A 22,404-nucleotide genomic window follows, 5' to 3' on the forward strand; every position below is an offset into this window, starting at 1 on the left:
GCCCGCCCTCGGGTGCCCGGGCCGCCATCGGAGCCGTATCTCCCTGGAGGCAGCGCATGAGCAGCAGCGACATCCTCGAGCGGCCGGACGTCCGCGACAGCGACACCGGCAACGTCAACGAGGTCTTCCACTACGTGCGCAAGAACAAGATCGCCGAGAGCGCGGTCATGGGCACGCTCGTCGAGGCGCTCTGCGGCGAGGTCTTCCCGGTCACCAAGAGCCCGAAGCCGGGCAGCCCGGTGTGCCCGGCGTGCAAGGAGATCTACGAGCAGCTCAAGAAGGAGTAAGGGCCCCCGTGCCCCCCGCCGCCCGCACGCTCGCGGCGGGACCCTGCACGGGGCCGGGCGCACCGTGCACGTGGCTTCTCAGAGGGCGTCGAGGCGGCGGGCGCGCTCCAGCTTCTCCGCCCGCCGCTCCTGGCGCCGCTTCAGGTGCCGGCGCAGCGGTGCCGGCCAGCGGGCCTGGATGGTGGCGTTGAGCTCGGCACCCAGCAGCACCGCCATGCCGAAGAAGAAGCAGAACAGCAGCGCGGCGATCGGGGTGGCCAGCGCGCCGTAGGGGAGTGCCGCCACGAGGATGTCGGCGACGTAGGTGCGCAGCAGCAGCGCGGCGACGACGAAGAACGTCAGCGCGAGCACCGTGCCGGGCAGGTGTCGCCGCCAGGGCAGCCGCCGCGGCAGCACCACGTGGTAGAAGCTGGTCAGGGCCAGCACCAGGCCCAGCAGCACGATCGGGAAGTACACGGCGTTCACCAGGACGGTGGCCTCGTCCTGCCAGTCGTCGGGCAGCAGCGACACGAGCATGTCGGGGCCGAGCACCAGCAGCGGCAGCGTCAGCACCGCCATGAGCAGGCCGACGACGAACAGCCACAGCGCCATGAGGCGGGTGGCGATCGGCCCGCGGACGTCGCGCTGGTCGTAGGCGATCACGATCGTGTTCATGAAGGTCGCCGTCGCCGACGACCCGGCCCACAGCGACAGCAGGAAGCCGAGGCTGATGACGTCGAGCCGGCCCGAGCCGAGGATGTCGGCCAGGGTCGGCCGCACCAGCGAGTCGACGACGTCGGGCGTCAGGGCCTTGGCCGAGGCGTCCAGCAGCTGCGCCTCGATCTCGGCGACCGACGCCTCGCCGATCAGGTTGCCCAGGTAGCCCAGCGTCCCGAGCAGCCCGATGAGCAGCGGCGGCACGGAGAGGATCTGCCAGAACGCCGCCTCGCCCGACAGCCCGAGGATGCGGTCGGACCACGCCTTGGCGACGGTCTGGCCCAGCACCTGCAGCGGCACCCGGATCGGTCGCGGCCACCGGGCCAGCCCGCGGGGCCGGGCCGCGCCGGCGGCCGTGCTGCCCGAGGAGGTGCCGGGCGGCGCCTGGTCACCGCCGGCGCCGGCGACCGCCTCGGGGTCCCCGGCGCGGGCCGGGGACCCTCCGGGCAGCACCGCGCTCACCGGACCAGTGTGCACGTCGGCCAGGGGGGCGACCGCCGTCCGGGCCGGTCGGGACGGCGGTTCGCCTGCCCGGGCGACCGGTCAGGCCACTCGCGCGGCGCTGCGGCGGCGGTGCCGGTGCGGCGTTCCGGGCGTGCTGCCGCCGGGCCGGCGGCCGGCGGGCCCGGTCGCCGGTGCCCCGCCGCCCGGGGTGGCCGGCGGCGTCTCCGGCGCGGCCGGCGGGGGCGCGATGCAGCGGATGACCGCCTCGGGGGCGTAGTGGGTCTCGAAGGTCTCGCGGCGGATCTCCGCCCCGGTCTGCAGGTCGCGGAAGACCCGGGTCACGGTGATGTCGAACCCGGCCGCTCCGCCCTGCGGGATGCAGCTGCCGTCGTCGACCTTCTCCTGCACCGCCGGCTGCGTGACGTTGCGCCGGGGACCCTCGATCGCCTCGATCTCGTAGTGCTTGGTGCCCCAGAAGCGCACGGTGATCGACCCGCCCCCGGAGCCCGACGGCACCCACTGGGTCTGCACGTAGACGCCGGTGTCGGTGTCGTTGCGCCACTGCAGGTCGATCTGCCCGTCGTACACCGTGGCCTCGCGGCCGGCGGGGTAGCGGCTGATGTAGAAGCTGTGCGTCTTGTGGTAGACGTCCTCGAGGCCGGCGAAGAAGACGGCGTTGAACATCGTCGTCGCGAACTGGCTGATGCCGCCGCCGATCGCCGTCGACAGCTGCCCGCCGCTGATCACGTTGGCCGGCACGTACCCCTGCGCGGCGCCGCGCGGGCCGGTGTAGCCGTTGAGGCTGAAGGTCTCGCCCGGCAGCACCAGGGCGCCGTCGACCTCCTCGGCCACCACGCGGATGTTGGTGCCGCTGGCGCTGTTGCCGGTGCTGGTGGTGAAGGAGCTGATCTCCTCCTTGATCCCCAGCTGCTGGGCCTCCTCGGTGGTGAGGTCGGCCGGGATGGGCCCGAGCTGCGCGGTCACCGTCCGGGGCGCGGCGTCCGGGAGCACCTCGACCAGCTGGCCGGCGAGCACCGCCGGGTCGACGCCGGTGCCGTCGACCGACGGCACGATCTGCACCGTCCCGCCCTGGATCTCGAAGGTCGCGTCCTGCGCGGGGGTGCCGAAGGCGGCGAAGTCGGCACCCATCGCCTCGGCGAGCAGCGCCGGGTCGACGCCGACGGTGAGCTCGCCGCTCTCCTCCGGGGTGAAGGTGAGCGAGGCGGCGATCGCCTCCACCGGCACCTCGACGGAGGTCGCGCCGTCCTGGCTGACCACGGTGATCGGCGCCGCCAGGCCCGGCGTGACGGTCTCGTCCAGCACCCGCTGCGCCTCGGCCTCGTCGACGGTGACCTCGTCGACGTCGACCGGCAGCTCGATGGGCGTCGCCGGGTCGCCGCCGGTGGACAGCGCCTCGCTGATGGCGGTGGCGGCGCCGTCCTGGTCCAGCGTCCGGCCGGGGACGGGCGGGACGACGCTGGGGGTGGTCCCCTCGAGCGCGATCGTGGCGTCGACCGGGGCCCGGTCGACCTGCGTGGCGATCAGCTCGACCTGCGCGGCGAGCGCGTCGTCGGCGCCGGTGATCACCGGGTCGACCTCGCGGTCGCTGAAGAAGCTGACCAGCCGGGTCCAGGGGTTCAGCGGCTGCTCCGCGGCGACCTCGACGGTCTCGTCCACGTCCAGCGCGATGCCCGCGGCGGCGGGGGACAGCGGCAGCGTCACGTCGTCGGCCACGACGGTGTGGTCGGCGTTGATCCGCGGCCCGAGCTCGGCGTCCAGCCGGTCGGCGGCGGCGGCCGGCGAGAGGCCGCCGAGGTCCACGCCGGCGACCACGGTGTTGCGCGGGATGTCGTTCCCGGCGACGAGCAGGTCCACGCCGTAGGCGCCGGCCAGCACGACGACGGCCGCGGCCGGCGTGAGCACCGCGGGGCGCCGCCACCAGGGACGGCGGGGCGCGGGCGCGCCGGCGCCCGGGCCCTCGGAGCCGGCGCCGCCGTCCCCGGGGCCACCGGGCCCACCGGGCCCGCCGGGACCGTCCGGGCCGTGACCGTCCGGGCCGGGACCGTCGGAGCCGGGCGCCGGCTGCTCGGCGGTCGGCGTCACGGGAGCGCTGCTGCCCTCCGCCGGCGGGGCGGGGGGTGCCAGCTGGCCCGGAGCCTGGCCGGGGGCGAAGCGGATGTCGGCGGTGCGGTCCCAGTCCACGTCGGCAGCCGGCCCGCCGGTGATGGGGGCGGTGCCGGCGACCGGGGTGCCGTCGCCGTCCACGGGCGGCACGTCCTCCGCCGGGACGGCCGGGGCGGCCGGCTCGCCGCCCGCGTTCCCGGCGGGCGCGGCCGGCGGCGGCACGGCGGGCGTGCCGGCCTCGTCGCCGACCGGGCCGCGGTCCCGGGGCACCGGACGGGTGTCGTCGCTCAGACCGCCGTCGGCGAGCCCGGGCTCGTCCAGCCGGGCGGTCTGGTCGTGGGGGACGGGGGACTGGGGCATGGGGTCTTCTCCGGGTCGCCGTCGACCGGGGATCCCCGGGAACGACGGAGCCGCCGGGTCCCCGTCCGCGCGTGGCGGCTCGGGGACGCCGGCGGCGGCGTCGGGTGAGGGCTTCATCGCTGTCCGCGACGATAGCGCCTCCGTCAGTGGCTGAGGCTCTGCTCGCCGTCAGTCTCGATGATGTCGGCGGCCAGGTCGCGCAGCTTCCCCTCGTACTCACGGGCGTGGTGCCCGCAGAACACGAGGTCGCTGCCACTCGGGAGCACGACCCGCACCTTGGCCAGCGCGCCACAACGGTCGCAGTGGAAGGGGACGACGAGGTCGTCGGCGGCGGGGGTCGTCGTCAGCGTCTGGGTCATCTGGGTCATCACTCGCTCTCTACCGCACGGACCCGCGAACGCGGATCGGCCTCCTGCACAGCGCCAGGATGGGCCTCTCTGTTCCCGTTCCACCGACCTTCGTGACCGGACTCGCCGAGGGCGGTGAGTCCGGGACCACTGGTGCCGGTGGGAGGTTCAGCAGTGGACGCATCCCGGGTGGTGCAGATCTGTCGGTCGTGCTGCTCGTCGGTTCCGTGCGCCGGCAGTGTCCGGCTGAGGTGCCATGGGGTCCGCTGCTGTTGTTGAACGACACCCACGCTACGCCGTCTACCCGGCGGGCGGCGTCGTACACCGCCCGGTCGGCACCGAAGGGTGAGATCGTGACCTCTCCGCAACAGAGGCGGAGGGCTCTGCTGTTCGCGGTCCTCCCGGACCCACCCCGGCCCTGCCCGGCCGCGCCGCGACCGGAAGCGCTGCTCCGGCCACGGGGGCCGCCGACGGAGCCGGGACGGCGACGGCCCCGCACCTCCGCGTGGGAGGCCGGGGCCGTCGGCAGGAGCCCAGGAGGGCCCTTCGTCAGTCGAGGTAGTCGCGCAGCACCTGCGAGCGGCTGGGGTGGCGCAGCTTGGACATCGTCTTCGACTCGATCTGGCGGATCCGCTCGCGGGTCACGCCGTAGACCTGGCCGATCTCGTCCAGGGTGCGCGGCTGGCCGTCGGTGAGGCCGAACCGCAGCCGGACGACGCCGGCCTCCCGCTCCGACAGCGTCTGCAGGACGCTGGTCAGCTGGTCCTGCATGAGCGTGAAGCTCACCGCGTCGACGGCGACGACGGCCTCGGAGTCCTCGATGAAGTCACCGAGCTGGCTGTCGCCCTCGTCACCGATGGTCTGGTCGAGGCTGATGGGCTCCCGGGCGTACTGCTGGATCTCCAGCACCTTGTCCGGGGTGATGTCCATCTCCTTGGCCAGCTCCTCCGGGGTGGGCTCGCGGCCCAGGTCCTGGAGCAGTTCGCGCTGGATGCGGCCGAGCTTGTTGATGACCTCGACCATGTGCACCGGGATGCGGATGGTGCGGGCCTGGTCGGCCATGGCGCGGGTGATGGCCTGGCGGATCCACCACGTCGCGTAGGTCGAGAACTTGTAGCCCTTGGTGTAGTCGAACTTCTCGACGGCGCGGATCAGACCGAGGTTGCCCTCCTGGATGAGGTCCAGGAACGCCATGCCGCGGCCGGTGTAGCGCTTGGCGAGGGAGACCACGAGGCGGAGGTTGGCCTCCAGCAGGTGGTTCTTGGCGCGCTCGCCGTCGCGGACGATCCAGTTGAGGTCGCGGCGCATCTGCGGGGAGAGCTTCTGGCCCTCCTCCTCGACCTGGCGCAGCCGCTCGGCGGCGTAGAGCCCGGCCTCGATCCGCTTGGCGAGGTCGACCTCCTCCTCCGCGTTGAGCAGCGCGACCTTGCCGATCTGCTTGAGGTAGGCGCGGACCGAGTCGGCCGAGGCGGTGAGCTCGGCGTCCTTGCGGGCCTGCCGCAGCGCCTCGGACTCCTCCTCGTCGTCCCACTCGAAGTCGCCGCCCTCGGCGCCCTCGGCGGTGGCCTCGTTCTCCGGGCCGTCCGGCCCGGCGACGACGGTCTCGTCGATCTTGAGGCCCTCACCGCCGGCGTCGATGACCGCGACCGCGGAGTCGTCGGAGGCGACGGCGGTCAGCACGGCGCCGCCCTCACCCGCGCCGGGGGACGGGGAGATCGTGGGCTTGGTGCGGCCCTTGGCGGCGGCGGCGCTCTTCGCCGGGGCCTTCTTGCGTGCCGGGGCCTTGGCGGCGGATGCCGCCTCGGAGCTGACCGGGGCGCTGGTCCGGGAGGCCCGGGGACCGGCGGCAACCGTCTTCGAGCGGTTCTGGCTCGCGGCTGCTTCCGGTGCTGGCGTGTCGGCGGGCACTCAGGGTTCCTTCCCGTGCTGGGTTCGTTCCCCGAGGTGCCGTGTGACCCCCGGGCAGCGGCCCTGGCCGGTCGTCCGGTGCCGGGGCTGTCCCGCGGTCGCGGCGCGGCGTTTGACCGACGCGCGGACAGGGGATGCCGATCGGCTGGAGCGACGGGGCGGGGCTCGTCCATTGTAACGACGCCGGACGGCGATTCCACCGGTTGCGGCTGCAGTGCCCGTTCCGGGGGAGACGGCGGGCCGCGGACCGCCGGCTGCTACTGCCCGATGCGCTCGGCCGCGGCCAGCGCGGCGCCCACGATCCCGGCGTCGTTCTGCAGCGCCGCGGGGACGACGCGGGTGCGGGTGCTCAGCAGCGGCACCCACTTCTCCGCCTTCTTGCTCACCCCGCCGCCGACGATGATCAGGTCGGGCCAGACGCCGGCCTCGAGGACGTCGAGGTACCGGTCGACCCGCTTGGCCCAGTCCGGGTAGCTGAGCCCCTCCCGCTCCCGCGCCGAGGCCGACGCCCGCCGCTCGCCGTCCTCGCCGTCGACCTGGATGTGCCCGAACTCGGTGTTGGGCACCAGGACGCCGTCGGTGAACAGCGCGCTGCCGATCCCGGTGCCGAAGGTGAGCATCAGCACCACGCCCCGCTCGTCCCGGCCGGCGCCGTAGCGCATCTCGGCGATGCCGGCGGCGTCGGCGTCGTTGAGCGTCTGCACCGTGCCCGGCACGAGGGCCTCGACGCCGGCGGCCAGGTTGGTGCCCAGCCAGCTCTTGTCCACGTTGGCGGCGGTGTGCGCCACCCCGTGCTTGAGGACGCCGGGGAAGGTCACGCCCACCCGCTCGGTCCAGCCGAACGTCCTCACGATCTCGGCGACGACGGCACAGACCGGATCGGGGAGGGACGGCTGCGGCGTCTCGATCCGCACCCGCTCCCCGACCAGCCGGCCCTCCGCCAGGTCCACCAGGCATCCCTTGATGCCGCTGCCGCCGATGTCCACACCGAAGCCCTGCACGGAGCCAGGCTAGTGACCCCCTCGTGCGCGGGGCAGGATCACCGGGTGACCGCGCTGCCCGAACCCGCCCAGCTGCTCGACCTGGCCGTCGCCACCGCCCAGGAGGCCGCCGCCCTGATCGCCCGCGAGCGGTCGACGGCCGCCGCCCAGGTGGACACCAAGTCCAGCCCCACCGACGTCGTGACCGCGGTCGACACCGCGGCCGAGGCGCTGATCACCAGCCGGCTGCTGGCCGCCCGCCCGGACGACGGCCTCCTGGGGGAGGAGGGCGCCGACCGCACCGGGAGCACCGGCGTCCGCTGGGTCGTCGACCCGATCGACGGGACCGTCAACTTCCTCTACGACCAGCCCGGCTACGCGGTCTCCATCGGGGCGGAGGTCGACGGCCAGGTGGTGGCCGGCGTGGTGCTCAACGTGCCGACCGGCGAGCTGTTCACCGCGACCGCCGGCGGCGGGGCGTACCTGTCGGCCCCGGGCCGCGGCGAGCCCGTGCGGCTCGCCGGCAGCGCCCCGGCCTCCCTGGCGCAGACGCTGGTCGCCACCGGCTTCGGCTACCGCGTCGAGCAGCGCCGGGCGCAGGGCGCCGTCGTCGCCGAGCTGCTCCCCGAGGTGCGCGACATCCGCCGCTACGGCTGCGCGTCGCTGGACCTGTGCGCCGCGGCGGCCGGCCGGGTGGACGCCTACTACGAGCTCGACCTCAAGCCGTGGGACCACGCGGCCGGCGCGCTGGTGGCCGCGGAGGCCGGGCTGGTGGTCACCGGGCTGCCGGGCCGCGCCTTCGCCGACCCCATGGCGATCGCCGCCGCGCCGTCGGTGGCCGAGCCCCTGGTCGCCCTGCTGGAGCGGCTGCACCGGCGCTGAGCGCCGGCGGCGCCGACCCGGTGGGCGGTCAGCCGGCGGCGACCGGGGCCGCGGTGTCGCAGGCCGCCGCGGCCTCGGCGCCGCCCGCCAGGCCGGCCGCGACCTCGTCGGTGCTGGCCAGGCCGGCGAACTGCGGGCCGATCACCAGGTCGACCTGGGCCGTGGGGCGGGTGTCCTCGAACAGCTCGGCGGTGGGGAGGAGCACCCGGAGGAAGCGGGCGACGTCCGCACCCGGCTTGCCGTGCCGGATCTCGCCGACCCCGGTGACCTCGCGGTCCTCGGGGTCGTTGGCGATCTCGTCGACCACGAACCCGCGGGACTGCAGCTCGGCGGCCACCTGCTGGGCGAGGCCGGCGGTGTCGGTGGCGTTGAAGACCCGGACCGACACCGTCGCCGGGTCCAGCGACGGCGGCGCGGCCTCGGCCGAGGCGCACGCGGCGTCGTTGGCCTGCTCGGCCTCGGCGGCGTCCCGCAGCACGTTCCACCACACCGCCAGCGCGGCCAGGGCCAGCACCAGCAGGAAGATCAGCGGCGGGATCGGCCGCCGGCCGCTGCGCGGACGCACCACGGGACGGTCGGTGCTCGCGGTCACGGTCGGGTCTCCTCGGCGAGGGCCCGCGGTCGGCTCGCTGCGACCGGCCGGCGCGCGGGGCGCTGGCCTGGTCAGCGGACGCCGTGCGGGGAGCTGGCGGTCGGCCGGAGTCTAGGACCGGACAGGGCTTCTAGATCGCACCGTCGTCGAGCGCGGCGCGTCCCAGTTCGACGACGGGATCGATGCGCTCGGCGTAGCCGGTCGTGTCCTTGCCCGCCATCGCGCCGGCCGCCGACCGGGCGATGATCCCGGCGACGATCGCGGCGAACTTGAAGAAGGCGAAGCCGACGTACCAGTGGAGGTCGGCGAGGTCCAGGCCGCTGCGCCCGGCGTAGCGCTCGGCGATCTCCCGCCGGGTCGGGAACCCGGGCAGGGTGGTGACCGGGCTGAGCGCGTAGGGGCGGTCCTCGCCGGGCTCGGGCCAGTAGACGAAGAGCATCCCGATGTCGGCGAGCGGATCGCCCAGCGTCGACATCTCCCAGTCGAGCACCGCCCTGACCACGCCCGGGTCCTGCGGATCGAGCAGGCAGTTGTCCAGCCGGTAGTCCCCGTGCACGATCCCGGAGCGCTGCGTCGTCGGCACCGTCTCGGCCAGCCGGGCCGCCAGGGCGTCCATGCCGGGCCGGTCGCGGTCGCGGGTGGCGTCCCACTGCTGGGTCCAGCGCCGCACCTGCCGGGCCATGAACCCCTCGGGGCGGCCGAAGTCGCCGAGGCCGACGGCCGCGGGGTCGACCGAGTGCAGGTCGGCGAGGACGTCGATGAGGCCGTCGGCCATGCGGCGGCGCTGCGGCGGCTCGTCGGCGTAGCCCGGCGGGATCGAGCCGATCACGTGGACGCCGACCACGCGCTCCATCACGTAGAACGGCGCCCCGAGCACGCCGGGGTCGGTGCACAGGTGCAGCGTGCGCGGCACCGGGACGGCGGTTCCGCCGAGGGCGGAGATCACCCGGTGCTCCCGCCCCATGTCGTGGGCGGTGGCCAGCACGGCGCCGGTCGGCGGCCGGCGCAGGATGACCGCCTCGTCGACCGACCGCCCGGCGGGGGTGACGGTGTACGTGAGGTTGGACATGCCCGCGGCGATCAGCTCGACCTGCACCTCGCGCCACTTCCGGTCCCGCAGCGCGGCGGCCAGGTACGGGCCGACGACGGACGGGTCAGCACCCACGGGAGTCGACACCGGCGCAGGGTAACCTCTGGCGCTCTGCGGCCCGCCCGGCTCTCGACCAGGGTCGGCCCGAGGGGCGTTCCCGGGCACCGGATGTGTCGGGTCGCGCCCGCCGGGCACAAACCGGAGCTGCACGGCGTTGGGGGGCTGCCGGTTCCCCGACGCCGACACCGTGCCGGTGACGGGGTGGCCCGGCGCGGGAGACCGCACCGGTGCCCGCCCCCGGGCCGCCGGTTGGACAGACCGTCCGGTCACCCCGTGACCGGACACCGACGGCGGCGCCCCGGCGCCGTCTCGCACGTTGCGGGCGCCCCGGCGCCCGCGTGACACCCCGGAGGAGGGGCACCACCCATGGCCACCGACTACGACGCCCCGCGCCGCAACGAGGCCGACGAGCTGGGCGAGGACTCGCTCGAGGAGCTCAAGGCCCGGCGCGCTGAGGCGCAGTCCGCGTCCGTCGACGTCGACGAGACGGATTTCAACGAGAACCTCGAGCTGCCGGGTGCCGACCTGAGCAACGAGGAGCTCACCGTCCGCGTGCTGCCGAAGCAGGAGGACGAGTTCACCTGCTCGCGGTGCTTCCTGGTGCAGCACCGGAGCCGGCTGGCCTCCACGCGGGGCGACCAGCTCTACTGCCGCGACTGCGCGGCCTGATCACAGCAGCCGGCCCGGGGCCGGGGGAGGAGACGGCGTGAGCGAGCAGCACCGGACCGGCGAGGTCCGCGACGTGCCGCCACCGCGCCCTGTCCCGCCTCCCGCGTCCCCGGCCGGCGGTCCGGTCCCCGAGAGCGGGCTGGGCCGGGCGGCCCGGCTGGTCGCGGAGGCCGTGAGCGGGCTGGTCGGCGACTCGACCCGGCGTTCCCGTCCCGACGGGGGAGCCGGGAGCGGGCGCGCGGCCGGCGCGCTGCGCGACGTCCTCACGGCGGTCGCCGCCGCGGTCCGCGGCGCCGGTGGCGACCGGTCGGCGGGCGCGGCGACGCCCGAGGGGTCGCGCGCGCCCACCGCGCTGCTGGGCGACCTCCTGGCCGCCGCCGCACCGCGGCTGCCGATCCGCGACGCGGCGCGGCTGCGCGCCGCCCATCCGGGGGCGAGCGACGACGAGATCGCCGACGCGCTCGTCGCCCGCGCCGCCCGGCTGACCGGCACCATCGGCGCGGCCACCGGCGGGCTCTCGGCGGCGCACTGGTTCGCCCCTCCGTCGCTGCTCGCGCTGCCGCTGGAACTGGGCGCGGAGACCGTGCTCACCGCCGCCGTCGAGGTGGTCCTGCTCGGCGAGCTGCACGAGCTGTACGGCCGCCCGGCCGCCGGCGACCCCGGCGCCCGCGCGGCGGCCTACCTGGCCAGCTGGTCGGCCCAGCACGCCGTCGACGAGTCCGGCGGCACCGGTCTTGGCGGGGTCCTGGGCAGCGCCGGCCTGCGCGCGCTGCGGCGCCGCATGACCCGCCGGCTGGCCCGCAATGCGCCGTCGGCCGCGCCCTTCCTGGTGGGCGCCGCGCTCGGCGGCCGGGGCAACCGCAAGGCCACCGAGACCCTCGCCCGGCGGGTGCTGGCCGACCTCCGCCGGCCCCGCGGCTGACCCGCCGCCCACCTGCACCGCCGCCGCTCCGCGCGGCTACTGTCGCCGACGTGGCGCCGCCCTCCGAACCGTCCCCGGTCCCGACGGAGGTGGACGTCCCGGTCCGGCTGTCCGGGCCCGACGACGTCCTCCCCGCCTATGCGCTGCCGGGGGACGCGGGCGCCGACCTGTCGGTCGCCGAGGACGTCGAGCTGGCCCCGCTGCAGCGTGCGCTGGTGGGCACCGGCGTCGCCGTCGCCATCCCGGAGGGCTACGCCGGCTTCGTGCACCCGCGCTCGGGGCTGGCCCACCGTCTCGGGCTGAGCCTGGTCAACGCGCCGGGCACCATCGACGCCGGCTACCGCGGCGAGATCAAGGTGAACCTGGTCAACCTCGACCCCGCCGTCCCGCTGCGGCTGCGCCGCGGGGACCGGGTGGCCCAGCTGGTCGTCCAGCCGGTCGTGCGGGCCCGGTTCGTCGCGGTGGCCGAGCTGCCGGAGAGCGCGCGGGGCGAGGCGGGGCACGGGTCCACCGGCGGGCACGCCGGATCGGCCGACGGACGAGGGGAGCGGGGCTGACATGCCCTTGGGACGGCGACGCAACCGGATCGACCGCAGCCTGCGCGAGCGCGGGGTCCCCCCGGAGCCGCAGCACCGCGTGCGGGAGGTGGACGAGACCACCGGCCCGTGGGACGAGGCCGACGCCCCCGACGACGGCCGGCCCCGCGTCGACCTGGGCTCGGTGCGGCTGCCGGCGATGGCCGGCATGGAGCTGCGGGTCGACGTCAACGCCCAGCAGAAGGTGATCGGTGCGACGCTGCGCCACGGCGACTCGCTGCTGCAGGTCTCGGCGTTCGCCGCTCCGCGCGCGGGCGGCATCTGGGACGACGTCCGCGCCGACCTGCAGCGCAGCGCCTCCGGGCAGGGCGCCTCGCTCAAGGAGGCCGACGGCCCCTTCGGCACCGAGCTGGTCGGCCACGTGACCGCGTCGCCGCCCGGCCAGCCGGGGCAGCCGGCCCCGCAGCCGGTGCGCCGCGCCGCCCGGTTCCTCGGCGTCGACGGCCCGCGCTGGTTCCTGCGCGGCATGATCAGCGGCCCGGCCGCCGAGGACCCGACCGCCGCGGCGGTGCTGGAGGAGGCGTTCCGCGAGATCGTCGTCGTCCGCGGCAGCGACCCGATGCCGGTCCGCGAGCAGCTCCCGCTCACCCTCCCGCCGCAGGCCGCGGCGCAGGTGGCCGCCCAGCAGGCCGCCCGCCAGCAGGGTGCCGGCGGTGGCCCGGCCCGACCGCCGGCGTGACCGCGGCGACCACCCGCTACGGCGCCCACCCCGACCAGTTCCTGGAGCTGACGCTCCCCGCGGGCGAGGGGCCGGCGCCGGTGGCCGTCGTCCTGCACGGCGGGTTCTGGCGGGCCGCCCGCGGCGTGGAGCTGGCCCGGCCGCTGGCCGCCGACCTCGCCGCCGCCGGCTTCGCCGCGGTCGCCGTCGAGTACCGCCGGGTGGGCGCGGGCGGTGGCTGGCCCGAGACGGTCGCCGACGTCGGCGCCGCGCTCGACGCGCTGCCGGACCTGCCCGGCGCCGACCGGCTGGACCTCGGCGACGTCACCGTGGTGGGGCACTCCGCCGGCGGGCACCTGGCCGCCTGGGCCGCCGGCCGGCACCGGCTGCCCGACGGCGCGCCGGGCTCCCGGCCGCGGGTGCGGGTGACCGCCGCGGTGCTGCAGGCCGGCGTCCTCGACCTGGAGCGGGCCGCCGCGCAGGACATGGGCGACCGCGCGGTGCAGGGCTTCCTCGGCGCCGGGCCGGCCGAGGCGCCCGAGCGCTACGCCCTCGCCAGTCCGGTGCGGCTGCTGCCCACGGGCGCGCGGGTGCTGTGCGTGCACGGCACCGAGGACGTCGTCGTGGTGCCCGAGCAGAGCGCCCGCTACGCCGAGGCCGCCACGGCGGCCGGGGACGACGTCGAGGTGCGGCTCGTGCCGGGTGACCACATGGTCCTGATCGACCCCGCCGGGGAGCCCTGGCGGCTGGTGCGGGAGTGGCTGCGGACACGCCGCGACGGCGCGCCGCAGCGCTCTACGCTGTAACCGTGACAGAGACCCGTCCGGCGGGGTGGTTCTCCCGGACCCTGCAGCGCCTCACCGCCGACGACCAGACACGCGACGCCGAGCGGCTGCGCGAGGAGGCGGCGAGCGCGGGCTGCGAGGCGGTCAGCGCCTGCCGCAAGGGCGCGGTCGTGACGGTGACCGGCCGGCTGAAGTCGGTGGTCTACACGCCGCGCGAGACCGTGCCCACCCTCGAGGCCGAGCTGTTCGACGGCTCGGGCTCGGTGACGCTGGTCTGGCTGGGCCGCCGCCGCATCCCCGGCATCGAGCCGGGCCGCAGCCTCACCGCGCGCGGCCGCTTCGGTTCCTTCGAGGGCCGCCAGGTGATCTACAACCCCTGGTACGAGCTGGGCATCGGGTGACGGCTGCGGCCGGGGACGACCGGTCCGGGACGGGGCCGGCGGGGGAGGACCGTCCGGTGGCCGCGACCGGCGCGGCGGACGGCGGCACGGACGACGGCACGGACGACGGAGCCGAGCGCGCGCCGGTGTTCGACCGGCACCTGGTGCTCGACCAGCTCGGCGGGTGGCGGGGCATGCTCGACGCCACCCTGCCGACCGTCGCCTTCATCGTGGCCAACTCCCTGGGCGGGCTGCGGGTCGGCATCTGGAGCGCCATCGGCGCCGCGCTGCTGGTCTTCGCGCTGCGGCTGGTCCGCCGGGAGAGCGTGCAGCAGGCGGTCAGCGGGCTGTTCGCCGTCGGCATCGCCGTGGCGATCGCCGCCGCCTCGGGCCAGGCCCGCGACTTCTACGTCGTCGGCATCCTGCGCAACGCCGGCATCGGGGTCGTCCTGCTGGGGTCGGTGGCCGTGCGCTGGCCGCTGGTCGGCGTGATCGCCGAGTTCCTGGCGCCCAGCCACCTGGGCGCGATGGCCTCGCACGGCAGCCCGCACACCGGCCTGCGCGGGCGGATCCACCGCGCCCGGGCGGTGCTCGAGCCGGGCGACCGCGATCCCGAGACCGGGCAGCGCCCGGCCGACCCGGAGGCCGAGCAGCACTGGCGGGAGGACCGCCGGCTGCTGCGCGCCTACGCCTGGCTGACCGTCATGTGGGCGGCGGTCTTCCTCATCCGCGCGGCGATCGCCTATCCGCTGTACGTGGAGAGCGGCAGCGGCGACGCCACCCTGCTCGGCGTCGTGTCCCTGCTGCTGGGCCTGCCGGTCACCGCGGTGGAGATCGCGGTGACCCTCTGGGTCGTCGCCCGGCTGCACCGGCACCGCACCGCGCCGCCTCCCGGGGAGCCGGGCCGGGAGCGCCCGGCGGCCTGAGGCCGGCTCAGCCGCGCGCGGAGAGGACCTCCTGCAGCTGCTCCTCGACGTCGGCGTGCGTGATGAACAGCAGCTCGTCGCCGGCCTCGAGCGGCTCGTCTGGCGACGGGGTGATGACCCGGTCGCCGCGCAGCACCGCGGTGAGCACCGTCTCCCGGGGCAGCGGCACCTCGCGCAGCGGCCGGCCCACCCAGGGGGTGTCCTCGGCGAGGGTGATCTCCACCAGGTTGGCCGCGCCCTTGCGGAAGCTCATCAGCCGGACGACGTCGCCGACGGTCACCGCCTCCTCGACGAGGGCGGCCAGCACCCGCGGCGTGGACACGGCGACGTCGACGCCCCAGGCCTCGGTGTAGAGCCACTCGTTGCGCGGGTCCTTGACCCGGGCCACGACGCGGTTGACCGCGAACTCGGTCTTGGCCAGCAGCGAGACGACCAGGTTGGCCTTGTCGTCGCCGGTGGCGGCGACGACGACGTCGCAGGTGGCCAGCTGGGCCTCCTCCAGCGAGCTGACCTCGCAGGCGTCGGCCTGCACCCACTCGGCGCCGGGCACCGCGCGGGTGCGCACCTTGCGGGGGTCCTTCTCGATGAGCATCACGGTGTGCCCGTTGTTGAGCAGCTCCCCGGCGATGGAGCGGCCCACGGCGCCGGCCCCGACGATGGCGACGCGCATCAGTGGTCCCCTCCCTGCGGGCCGCGCTCGACGACCTCGTGCACGCGGGCGGTGATCGCGTCGGTGACCGCCACCATCAGCTGGTCGCCGTCCTGCAGGACGGTGACCGGGGTGGGCAGCTGCGCCTCTCCGAAGCGCACCAGCCACGCGGCGCGGGCGCCGAAGGCGGCCTCCAGCTCGGTGAGCTTGTGGCCCACCCAGCCCTCGGTGACGGTGACCCGCATCAGCAGCACCTGCCCGGTGGGCTCCCGCCACAGCTCGCTGACCTTGACCGACAGCAGCTCGCGCAGCAGCCGGTTCACCGTCCACGGGACGGTCGCCACGCTGGGGATGCCCATCCGCTCGTAGACCTCGGCGCGCTTGGAGTCGTAGATCCGCGCCACGACGTGCTGGACGCCGAAGGTCTCGCGGGCCACCCGCGCGGAGATGATGTTGGAGTTGTCGCCGCTGCTGACGGCGGCGAACGCGCCCGCCGAGTCGATGCCGGCGTCGAGCAGCGTCTGCCGGTCGAAGCCCAGCCCGGTCACCTGCCGGCCGGCGAAGTCCGGCCCGAGCCGGCGGAAGGCCTCCGGGTCCTGGTCGATGACCGCGACGCTGTGGCCGACCTCCTCCAGCCGTCGCGCGATGGCCGAGCCGACGCGGCCGCAGCCCATGACGACCACGTGCACGTGTCGCTCCCGTTGTCCGCGGCGCGGGCGCCCACCGCCCGCGTGCCGGGCGCGAAGCTACACCCGGGGAGGCCGGAGGCGGCCGGTGCGACCCGGCGGCCCACCCGGAGGAGCGGGGTCCGCCCGTGGGGCGCGGCACGCGGCGCCCCGGCGTCCGTACCATCGCCGCCGTGCCATCGCTGTCCGACCTCGGACAACTCCCGAAACGGCTCGTCCTGGGGCGCCCGGTCCGCAGTGACCGCGCCGGCGAGTCGCTGCTGCCCAAGCACCTCGCGCTGCCGATCTTCGCCAGCGACCCGCTCTCCTCCGTGGCCTACGCCACCCAGGAGATCCTCATCGTCCTCACGCTGGCCGGGACGGCGTTCCTCTTCCTCGCCCCGTGGCTGGCCGTCGGCGTGGTCCTGCTGCTGGCGACCGTGGTGCTCTCGTACCGCCAGGTCGTGCGCGCCTACCCCTCGGGCGGCGGCGACTACGAGGTCGCGATGAAGAACCACGGCCGGTTCGCCGGGCTCACCGTGGCCAGCGCGCTGCTGGTCGACTACGTGCTCACCGTGGCGGTGTCGGTGTCGGCCGGCACCGACAACATCATCTCGGCGTTCCCGGAGCTGGACGAGCACCGGCTGCTGATCGCGCTGGGCCTGGTGGCGCTGCTCGCGGCGGCCAACCTGCGCGGCCTGCGCGAGTCGGGCAAGACCTTCGCCGCCCCCACCTACCTCTTCGTGGCCGGGATCATGGTGATGATCGTCACCGGCCTGGTCCGCGACTTCCTCACCGACTCGCCCGTCGTCGCCGAGAGCGCCGCGTGGTCGATCACCCCGGAGCCCGGCTACGACAACCTGGGCGGCCTGGCGCTGGTGTTCTTCGCGCTGCGCGCCTTCGCCTCCGGCTGCACCGCGCTCACCGGCGTCGAGGCCATCGCCAACGGCGTGCCGGCGTTCAAGCCGCCGAAGAGCAGGAACGCCGCCACCACGCTCGCGCTCATGGGCGGCATCGCCGCCACCATGTTCGCCGGCGTCACCGCGCTGGCCCTGCTCGCCGACGTCAAGTACGCCGAGCACCCCTGCGACCTGGAGGGGTTCGCCGACTGCGAGACCGAGCCGCAGCGCACCGTCATCGCGCAGCTGGCCGCCGCGACCTTCGGCGGGGACACCTCGGTCGGCTTCTTCTACATCCAGGCCTTCACCGCCCTGGTGCTGATCCTGGCGGCCAACACCGCGTTCAACGGCTTCCCGCTGCTGGGCTCGGTGCTCGCCCAGGACCGCTTCATGCCCCGCCAGCTGCACACCCGCGGCGACAAGCTGGTCTACAGCAACGGCATCCTGCTGCTGGCCGGCTTCGCCGCGCTGCTCATCGTGGCCTTCCAGGCCGATCCCAACCGGCTGATCCAGATGTACATCGTCGGGGTGTTCACCAGCTTCTCCATCGGCCAGTGGGGGATGGTGCGGCACTGGAACCGGGAGCTGCGCACGGTGACCGACGCGGCCGCCCGCGCCCGGATCCGCCGGTCGCAGCTGATCAACACCGTCGGCGGATCGCTCACCAGCGTCGTCCTGGTGATCATCGTCATCACGAAGTTCACCCGCGGGGCCTGGCTGGTGCTGCTGGTGATGCCGGTGCTGTTCCTGCTGATGCGGGCCATCAACCGGCACTACTCGCACGTGGCCGAGCAGCTGGTGCCCGACACCGACGCGCGCACGCTGCCCAGCAAGGTGCACGCGATCGTGCTGGTCTCCAAGGTGCACAAGCCGACGCTGCGGGCGCTGGCCTTCGCCCGGGCCACCCGGCCCGACGCGCTGACGGCGCTGACGGTCAACGTGGACGACGCGGAGACCCGCGGGTTGCAGGCCGACTGGGAGCGCTACGACATCCCTGTTCCGCTGACCGTGCTCGACTCGCCCTACCGGGAGATCACCCGCCCGGTCCTCGACTACGTGAAGGCGATCCGCCGCGACAGCCCCCGCGAGCTGGTCGTGGTGTTCGTGCCGCAGTACGTGGTCGGCCACTGGTGGGAGAACCTGCTGCACAACCAGAGCGCCCTGCGGCTGCGCGCCCGGCTGCAGTTCCAGCCCGGCGTCATGATCACCACGGTGCCGTGGCAGCTGGAGAGCTCGGTGGGCCGGGAGGACGGCGGCCACGGCGACGGCCCCGCGCCCGGCGACCTGCGGCGGGGGATCACCGAGGACGCCGAGGTCACCCCCTATGGATGAACCCCCACGCCCCACGCGCTCGGCGCGGGGCCCCGGCGGGCGGCCGCGGCGGTCGGCCCGGCCCGATCACGGCCTCGGATGGGCCGGCCGCGAGTTCGAGGTCGAGGTCGGCCCGGTCGCGCACGGCGGCCACTGCGTGGCCCGGCACGAGGGTCGGGTCGTCTTCGTGCGGCACTCCCTGCCCGGTGAGCGGGTGGTCGTGCGGGTCACCGAGGACCGCCACGCCGGTTTCTGCCGGGCCGACGCCGTGGCGGTGCTGGTGGCCTCCCCGGAGCGCGTCGAGCGGCCCTGCCCGTACAGCGGCCCCGGCCGGTGCGGCGGCTGCGACTGGCAGCACGTCACGCCGGTCGAGCAGCACCGGCTCAAGGCCGCCGTCGTCCGCGAGCAGCTCACCCGGCTGGGCGGGCTCCCCGCCGACGACCCGGTGCTGCGCGACCTCGTCGTCGAGGAGCTGCCCGGTGGTCCGCTGCGCTGGCGGTCCCGCGCCCGGTTCGCCGTCGACCGGTCGGGCGTGCCCGGCCTGCGCCGGCACCGCTCGCACGACGTCGTCCCGCTCGACGACTGCCCGATCACCGTCGAGCCGGCCGCCGCAGCCGTGCTGTCCCGCCGCTGGCCCGGCGCCGGCGCGGTGGACGTCGCGGTCGACGCCACGGGCACGGTGACCACCACCCGGCTCGACCGCCGCGGCGTGCCGACCTCGACCCGCGTGCTGCGCGCCGGCGAGGAGGTGCCCGGCGAGCCGGTCGCGCGGGCGGCGCGGTCGGCCGGCGGCCGCGACTGGGAGGTCGAGGGCACCGGGTTCTGGCAGGTGCACCCCGCGGCCGCCGACGCGCTGGTGGCCGCGGTGGCCGGCTTCGCCGGGGTGCGCGCGGGGGAGACGGTGCTCGACCTCTACGCCGGCGCGGGGCTCTTCGGCGGCGCGCTGGCCCCTGCGGCGGGGGAGTCCGGCCGGGTCGTGTGCGTCGAGTCCGACGAGGCCGCCTGCGCCGCGGCGGAGGCCAATCTCGCCGGTCTCCCGCAGGCCGAGGTGTGGCAGGGCGAGGTGGACGCCGAGGGGCTGGCCGAGCTGCTCGCCGAGCTGCCGAGCGCGCCGGACGTCGTCGTCCTGGACCCGCCGCGGGCCGGGGCCGGCGCCGCGGTGAGCCGGGTGCTGGCCGGGTCGGGGGCGCGCGCGGTCGTCTACGTGGCCTGCGACCCGGCGTCGCTGGGCCGCGACGTCGCCGCGTTCGCCGCCGCCGGCTGGCGGCCGGCCGGGCTGCGCGCCTTCGACGCGTTCCCGATGACCGCGCACGTGGAGTGCGTCGCGCTGCTGGTCCCCGCGACGTCCTGATCGGCTGCCCGGCTACGGTGCACGGGTGACCATCTGGGAGTACGCCTCGGTCATCACGGCCAACGACGCGGAGTCGCAGCGCGCGGGGGTGAGCGTCAAGCTGCCCGGCGGCACCCTCGAGCGGCAGAGCGGTGACACCAGCTCGGTGCTCAACCGGCTCGGCGCCGAGGGGTGGGAGCTGGTCAGCTACCACTCCAGCGGCGCCGGCACGTGGGGCTTCGAGCAGTTCTGGCTGAAGCGGCCCAGGGAGGCCTGACCCCCGGGTGGAGTGGCACGGCGCGGCTTCCGCGTCCGTGGCACTCCGCCCGGCGCCACCTGGCTCGAACACGCGTTCGACGTCGGGCAGACTGTCGGGGTGGACGCGACAGTGCCCCCGGGCTGGCCCGACCCGGTGCGCCCGCCGGGTGCGCCGGACTGGGAGCACACCGCCGTCGCCTGGCTGTTCGACCTCGTGCCACCCGACTACCGCGCGCACGAGGTGCTGCGGCGGTACCCGGTGCTGCTGGCCCGGTTCGCCCGCGACCACGTCTCCGCCGGGCTGGAGGCCGCCCGGGCCGGCTGGCGCACCGTGCGGGTCGAGCTGGCCGACGACCTGCCCGCCGACGCCATGGAGGCGGCCATCGCCGCCTACGAGCGGGAGGGTGCCCGGCTGGCCGCCGCGGCCCGCGCGGTCGAGGTCGTCGCGGGCGCCCTGCGGGGGGAGCGCTGGGTGCCGCGGCTGTAGCCGCGCTCACCCGATGCGTCGTGCGCGACGCGGTTAGAGTGGGTCGGCGGCCGGTAGCCCAGCCGTGGACCTGCCGCCGACGGAGGAAGGACACCACCACTCCGTGTCGTTGCTGCGCTCACTCCGCACGCCCGCCGACCTGCGGGCGCTGCCCGCCGACCAGATCCCGGTGCTGGCCGCGGAGATCCGCGACGCGCTGGTCACCAGCGTCGCCCGCACCGGCGGGCACCTCGGCCCCAACCTCGGCACCGTCGAGCTGACCATCGCGCTGCACCGGGTCTTCGACTCCCCGCGCGAGCCGATCGTCTTCGACACCGGCCACCAGTCCTACGTGCACAAGATGCTCACCGGCCGGCTGGCGGGCTTCGAGCGGCTGCGCCAGCGCGGCGGCCTGTCCGGCTACCCCAGCCGGCAGGAGAGCGAGCACGACTGGGTCGAGAACAGCCACGCCTCCACCGCGCTGTCCTACGCCGACGGGCTGGCCAAGGCCTTCGCCGTCCGCGGGGACGTGCGGCCGGTCGTCGCGGTCATCGGCGACGGCGCGCTCACCGGCGGCATGGCCTGGGAGGCGCTGAACAACATCGCCGCCACCCGCGACCTGCCCGTGGTCGTCGTCGTCAACGACAACGGCCGCTCGTACTCCCCGACGATCGGCGGCGTCGCCGACGCCCTCGCCACGCTGCGCCTGCGGCCGGGCTACGAGCAGGCGCTGCTCCAGGTCCGCAACGCCCTGCACCGGGCGCCGGTGGTCGGCTCGGCGCTGTACGACGCGCTGCACGCCATCAAGAAGGGCCTCAAGGACGTCCTGTCCCCGCAGGGCATGTTCGAGGACCTCGGCCTCAAGTACATCGGCCCGGTCGACGGGCACGACGCCGAGGTCATGGAGTCCGCGCTGCGCCGGGCCCGCTCCTTCGGCGGCCCGGTGATCGTGCACGCCGTCACCACCAAGGGCTTCGGCTACCCGCCGGCCGAGACCGACCAGATCGACGCCTGGCACGCCACCGGCGTCTTCGACCCCGACAGCGGCACCAGCGCCCGCAAGGCCGGCCTGGCCTGGACCGACGCCTTCTCCGACGAGCTGGTGCGGATCGGCGCCGAGCGGCCCGACGTCGTGGCGATCACCGCGGCGATGCTGCACCCGACCGGCCTGGCGCCGTTCGCCGAGCGTTTCCCCGAGCGCACCTTCGACGTCGGCATCGCCGAGCAGCACGCGCTGACCTCGGCCGCGGGGCTGGCCATGGCCGGCCTGCACCCGGTGGTCGCGGTCTACTCGACCTTCCTCAACCGCGCCTTCGACCAGCTGCTCATGGACGTCGCGCTGCACCGCCAGCCGGTCACGGTCGTGCTCGACCGCGCCGGGGTCACCGGCGACGACGGCGCCTCCCACAACGGCATGTGGGACATGTCGATCCTCTCGGTCGTCCCCGGGCTGCAGCTGGCCGCGCCGCGGGACGAGGCGACCCTGCGGGAGGCGCTGCGCGAGGCTGTGGCGGTGACCGACGGGCCGACCGTCGTCCGCTTCCCCAAGGGCGTCCTGCCGCCGGACATCCCGGCGCTGGAGCGCCGCGGCCGGGTCGACGTGCTGCGCCGCGGCGACCGCCCCGACGTGCTGCTGGTCGCCGTCGGCTCGATGGTGCCCATGTGCCTGGCGGTCGCCGAGCGCGCCGCCGACCACGGGATCGAGGTCACCGTGGTCGACCCCCGCTGGGTGCTGCCGGTGGCCGACGAGCTGGTCAGCCTGGCCGCGGGGCACCGGCTGGTGGTCACCGTCGAGGACGGCGGCCGCGCCGGCGGCGTCGGGACGACGCTCACCCGGGCGCTGCAGGACCGCGAGCTGGACGTGCCGGTGCGCACCCTGGGCCTGCCGCAGCAGTTCTTCGAGCACGGCAGCCGCGGCCAGGTGCTCGCCGACGCCGGGCTCACCGAGCAGGACATCGCCCGCCGGATCACCGAGTGGACGGCGGTGCTCGCCGACCGCGCCGACGCCCGGGCCGCGGCGGCGACGGCGACCGTGGAGGGCATCCAGCGGTAGGGGCCCCGTCCTCCTCCCGCCATTCGCGCGCGGAAGGCGAACCGGCCCGGGCCCCCGCGGGGGCCCG

The 22,404-nt window shown here is 75.6% G+C and carries 23 protein-coding genes; 14 read left to right on the top strand and 9 right to left on the bottom strand.

Annotated features, from left to right (window positions below):
• Positions 1–56: 56 nt before the first annotated feature.
• Positions 57–287: a DUF3039 domain-containing protein gene (locus ACI79R_RS18850; protein ID WP_456575193.1), complete on the top strand. Its 231-nt coding sequence runs from the start codon at positions 57–59 to the stop codon at positions 285–287.
• A gap of 78 nt (positions 288–365) precedes the next feature.
• Here ACI79R_RS18850 and ACI79R_RS18855 read toward each other — a convergent pair whose 3' ends face one another.
• From ACI79R_RS18855 to ppgK, 5 genes are all read right to left on the bottom strand, one after another.
• Positions 366–1,445, bottom strand: a complete 1,080-nt coding sequence (locus ACI79R_RS18855; protein ID WP_456575194.1) for a YihY/virulence factor BrkB family protein — start codon at positions 1,443–1,445, stop codon at positions 366–368.
• Positions 1,446–1,526: 81 nt separating this feature from the next.
• Positions 1,527–3,911 carry a VanW family protein gene (locus ACI79R_RS18860; protein WP_456575195.1) on the bottom strand — a complete coding sequence of 795 codons (2,385 nt, stop codon included), beginning with the start codon at positions 3,909–3,911 and terminating at the stop codon, positions 1,527–1,529.
• A gap of 143 nt (positions 3,912–4,054) precedes the next feature.
• Entirely contained in the window at positions 4,055–4,279 is a 225-nt protein-coding gene (locus ACI79R_RS18865) for a DUF7455 domain-containing protein (protein WP_456575196.1), read from the bottom strand.
• 528 nt (positions 4,280–4,807) lie between these two features.
• A complete protein-coding gene (locus ACI79R_RS18870; protein ID WP_456575197.1) occupies positions 4,808–6,166 on the bottom strand; it encodes an RNA polymerase sigma factor in 1,359 nt (452 codons plus the stop codon).
• 257 nt (positions 6,167–6,423) lie between these two features.
• The gene (ppgK, locus tag ACI79R_RS18875) at positions 6,424–7,167 is read right to left on the bottom strand and encodes a polyphosphate--glucose phosphotransferase (protein WP_456575198.1); all 744 of its coding nucleotides are present in this window, start codon (positions 7,165–7,167) and stop codon (positions 6,424–6,426) included.
• 45 nt (positions 7,168–7,212) lie between these two features.
• On the opposite strand from ppgK, the gene ACI79R_RS18880 reads away from it, so the two are divergent.
• Entirely contained in the window at positions 7,213–8,028 is an 816-nt protein-coding gene (locus ACI79R_RS18880; RefSeq protein ID WP_456575199.1) for an inositol monophosphatase family protein, read from the top strand.
• A gap of 28 nt (positions 8,029–8,056) precedes the next feature.
• On the opposite strand, the gene ACI79R_RS18885 is transcribed toward ACI79R_RS18880, so the two are convergent.
• Positions 8,057–8,620, bottom strand: coding sequence for a LytR C-terminal domain-containing protein (locus ACI79R_RS18885; RefSeq protein ID WP_456575200.1), 564 nt, complete (start codon positions 8,618–8,620; stop codon positions 8,057–8,059).
• Between the two features lie 130 nt (positions 8,621–8,750).
• On the bottom strand, positions 8,751–9,797 hold the full coding sequence (locus ACI79R_RS18890) for a phosphotransferase family protein (protein WP_456575201.1): 1,047 nt from the start codon (positions 9,795–9,797) through the stop codon (positions 8,751–8,753).
• Between the two features lie 339 nt (positions 9,798–10,136).
• Between ACI79R_RS18890 and ACI79R_RS18895 the strand changes: the two genes are divergently transcribed.
• The 7 genes from ACI79R_RS18895 (at position 10,137) to ACI79R_RS18925 (ending at position 14,706) form a co-directional block, all read left to right on the top strand.
• Entirely contained in the window at positions 10,137–10,439 is a 303-nt protein-coding gene (locus ACI79R_RS18895; protein WP_456575202.1) for a DUF4193 domain-containing protein, read from the top strand.
• Positions 10,440–10,476: 37 nt separating this feature from the next.
• Complete coding sequence (locus ACI79R_RS18900; RefSeq protein WP_456575203.1) at positions 10,477–11,361, top strand: hypothetical protein; 885 nt, start codon at positions 10,477–10,479, stop codon at positions 11,359–11,361.
• Between the two features lie 89 nt (positions 11,362–11,450).
• A complete protein-coding gene (gene dut, locus ACI79R_RS18905; RefSeq protein ID WP_456575204.1) occupies positions 11,451–11,918 on the top strand; it encodes a dUTP diphosphatase in 468 nt (155 codons plus the stop codon).
• A 1-nt stretch (position 11,919) separates the two neighbouring features.
• Complete coding sequence (locus tag ACI79R_RS18910; protein ID WP_456575205.1) at positions 11,920–12,636, top strand: DUF3710 domain-containing protein; 717 nt, start codon at positions 11,920–11,922, stop codon at positions 12,634–12,636.
• Positions 12,633–13,421: an alpha/beta hydrolase family protein gene (locus ACI79R_RS18915; RefSeq protein ID WP_456575206.1), complete on the top strand. Its 789-nt coding sequence runs from the start codon at positions 12,633–12,635 to the stop codon at positions 13,419–13,421. The genes ACI79R_RS18910 and ACI79R_RS18915 overlap by 4 nt, the downstream gene beginning before the upstream one ends.
• A 2-nt stretch (positions 13,422–13,423) precedes the next feature.
• Positions 13,424–13,801, top strand: a complete 378-nt coding sequence (locus ACI79R_RS18920; RefSeq protein ID WP_456575207.1) for an OB-fold nucleic acid binding domain-containing protein — start codon at positions 13,424–13,426, stop codon at positions 13,799–13,801.
• Positions 13,802–13,857: 56 nt separating this feature from the next.
• Positions 13,858–14,706 (top strand): DUF3159 domain-containing protein, encoded by an 849-nt coding sequence (locus ACI79R_RS18925; protein ID WP_456575208.1) that lies wholly within the window; start codon positions 13,858–13,860, stop codon positions 14,704–14,706.
• 7 nt (positions 14,707–14,713) lie between these two features.
• Here the strand turns inward: ACI79R_RS18925 and ACI79R_RS18930 are convergent, their stop codons facing one another.
• Together ACI79R_RS18930 and ACI79R_RS18935 are read right to left on the bottom strand one after the other, a co-directional pair.
• Complete coding sequence (locus ACI79R_RS18930; RefSeq protein ID WP_456575209.1) at positions 14,714–15,376, bottom strand: potassium channel family protein; 663 nt, start codon at positions 15,374–15,376, stop codon at positions 14,714–14,716.
• Complete coding sequence (locus tag ACI79R_RS18935; RefSeq protein ID WP_456575210.1) at positions 15,376–16,044, bottom strand: potassium channel family protein; 669 nt, start codon at positions 16,042–16,044, stop codon at positions 15,376–15,378. Before ACI79R_RS18935 ends, ACI79R_RS18930 begins: the two co-directional genes overlap by 1 nt.
• Positions 16,045–16,214: 170 nt before the next feature.
• On the opposite strand from ACI79R_RS18935, the gene ACI79R_RS18940 reads away from it, so the two are divergent.
• The 5 genes from ACI79R_RS18940 (at position 16,215) to dxs (ending at position 22,337) form a co-directional block, all read left to right on the top strand.
• Positions 16,215–18,251: an APC family permease gene (locus tag ACI79R_RS18940; protein ID WP_456575211.1), complete on the top strand. Its 2,037-nt coding sequence runs from the start codon at positions 16,215–16,217 to the stop codon at positions 18,249–18,251.
• Positions 18,244–19,581 carry a class I SAM-dependent RNA methyltransferase gene (locus ACI79R_RS18945; RefSeq protein ID WP_456575212.1) on the top strand — a complete coding sequence of 446 codons (1,338 nt, stop codon included), beginning with the start codon at positions 18,244–18,246 and terminating at the stop codon, positions 19,579–19,581. The genes ACI79R_RS18940 and ACI79R_RS18945 overlap by 8 nt, the downstream gene beginning before the upstream one ends.
• Before the next feature lie 25 nt (positions 19,582–19,606).
• Positions 19,607–19,837, top strand: coding sequence for a DUF4177 domain-containing protein (locus tag ACI79R_RS18950; RefSeq protein ID WP_456575213.1), 231 nt, complete (start codon positions 19,607–19,609; stop codon positions 19,835–19,837).
• 99 nt (positions 19,838–19,936) lie between these two features.
• The gene (locus ACI79R_RS18955) at positions 19,937–20,305 is read left to right on the top strand and encodes a hypothetical protein (protein WP_456575214.1); all 369 of its coding nucleotides are present in this window, start codon (positions 19,937–19,939) and stop codon (positions 20,303–20,305) included.
• Positions 20,306–20,408: 103 nt separating this feature from the next.
• The gene (gene dxs / locus ACI79R_RS18960) at positions 20,409–22,337 is read left to right on the top strand and encodes a 1-deoxy-D-xylulose-5-phosphate synthase (RefSeq protein ID WP_456575215.1); all 1,929 of its coding nucleotides are present in this window, start codon (positions 20,409–20,411) and stop codon (positions 22,335–22,337) included.
• Positions 22,338–22,404: the final 67 nt, after the last annotated feature.

This window comes from Blastococcus sp. SYSU D00820 (genome assembly GCF_054050695.1).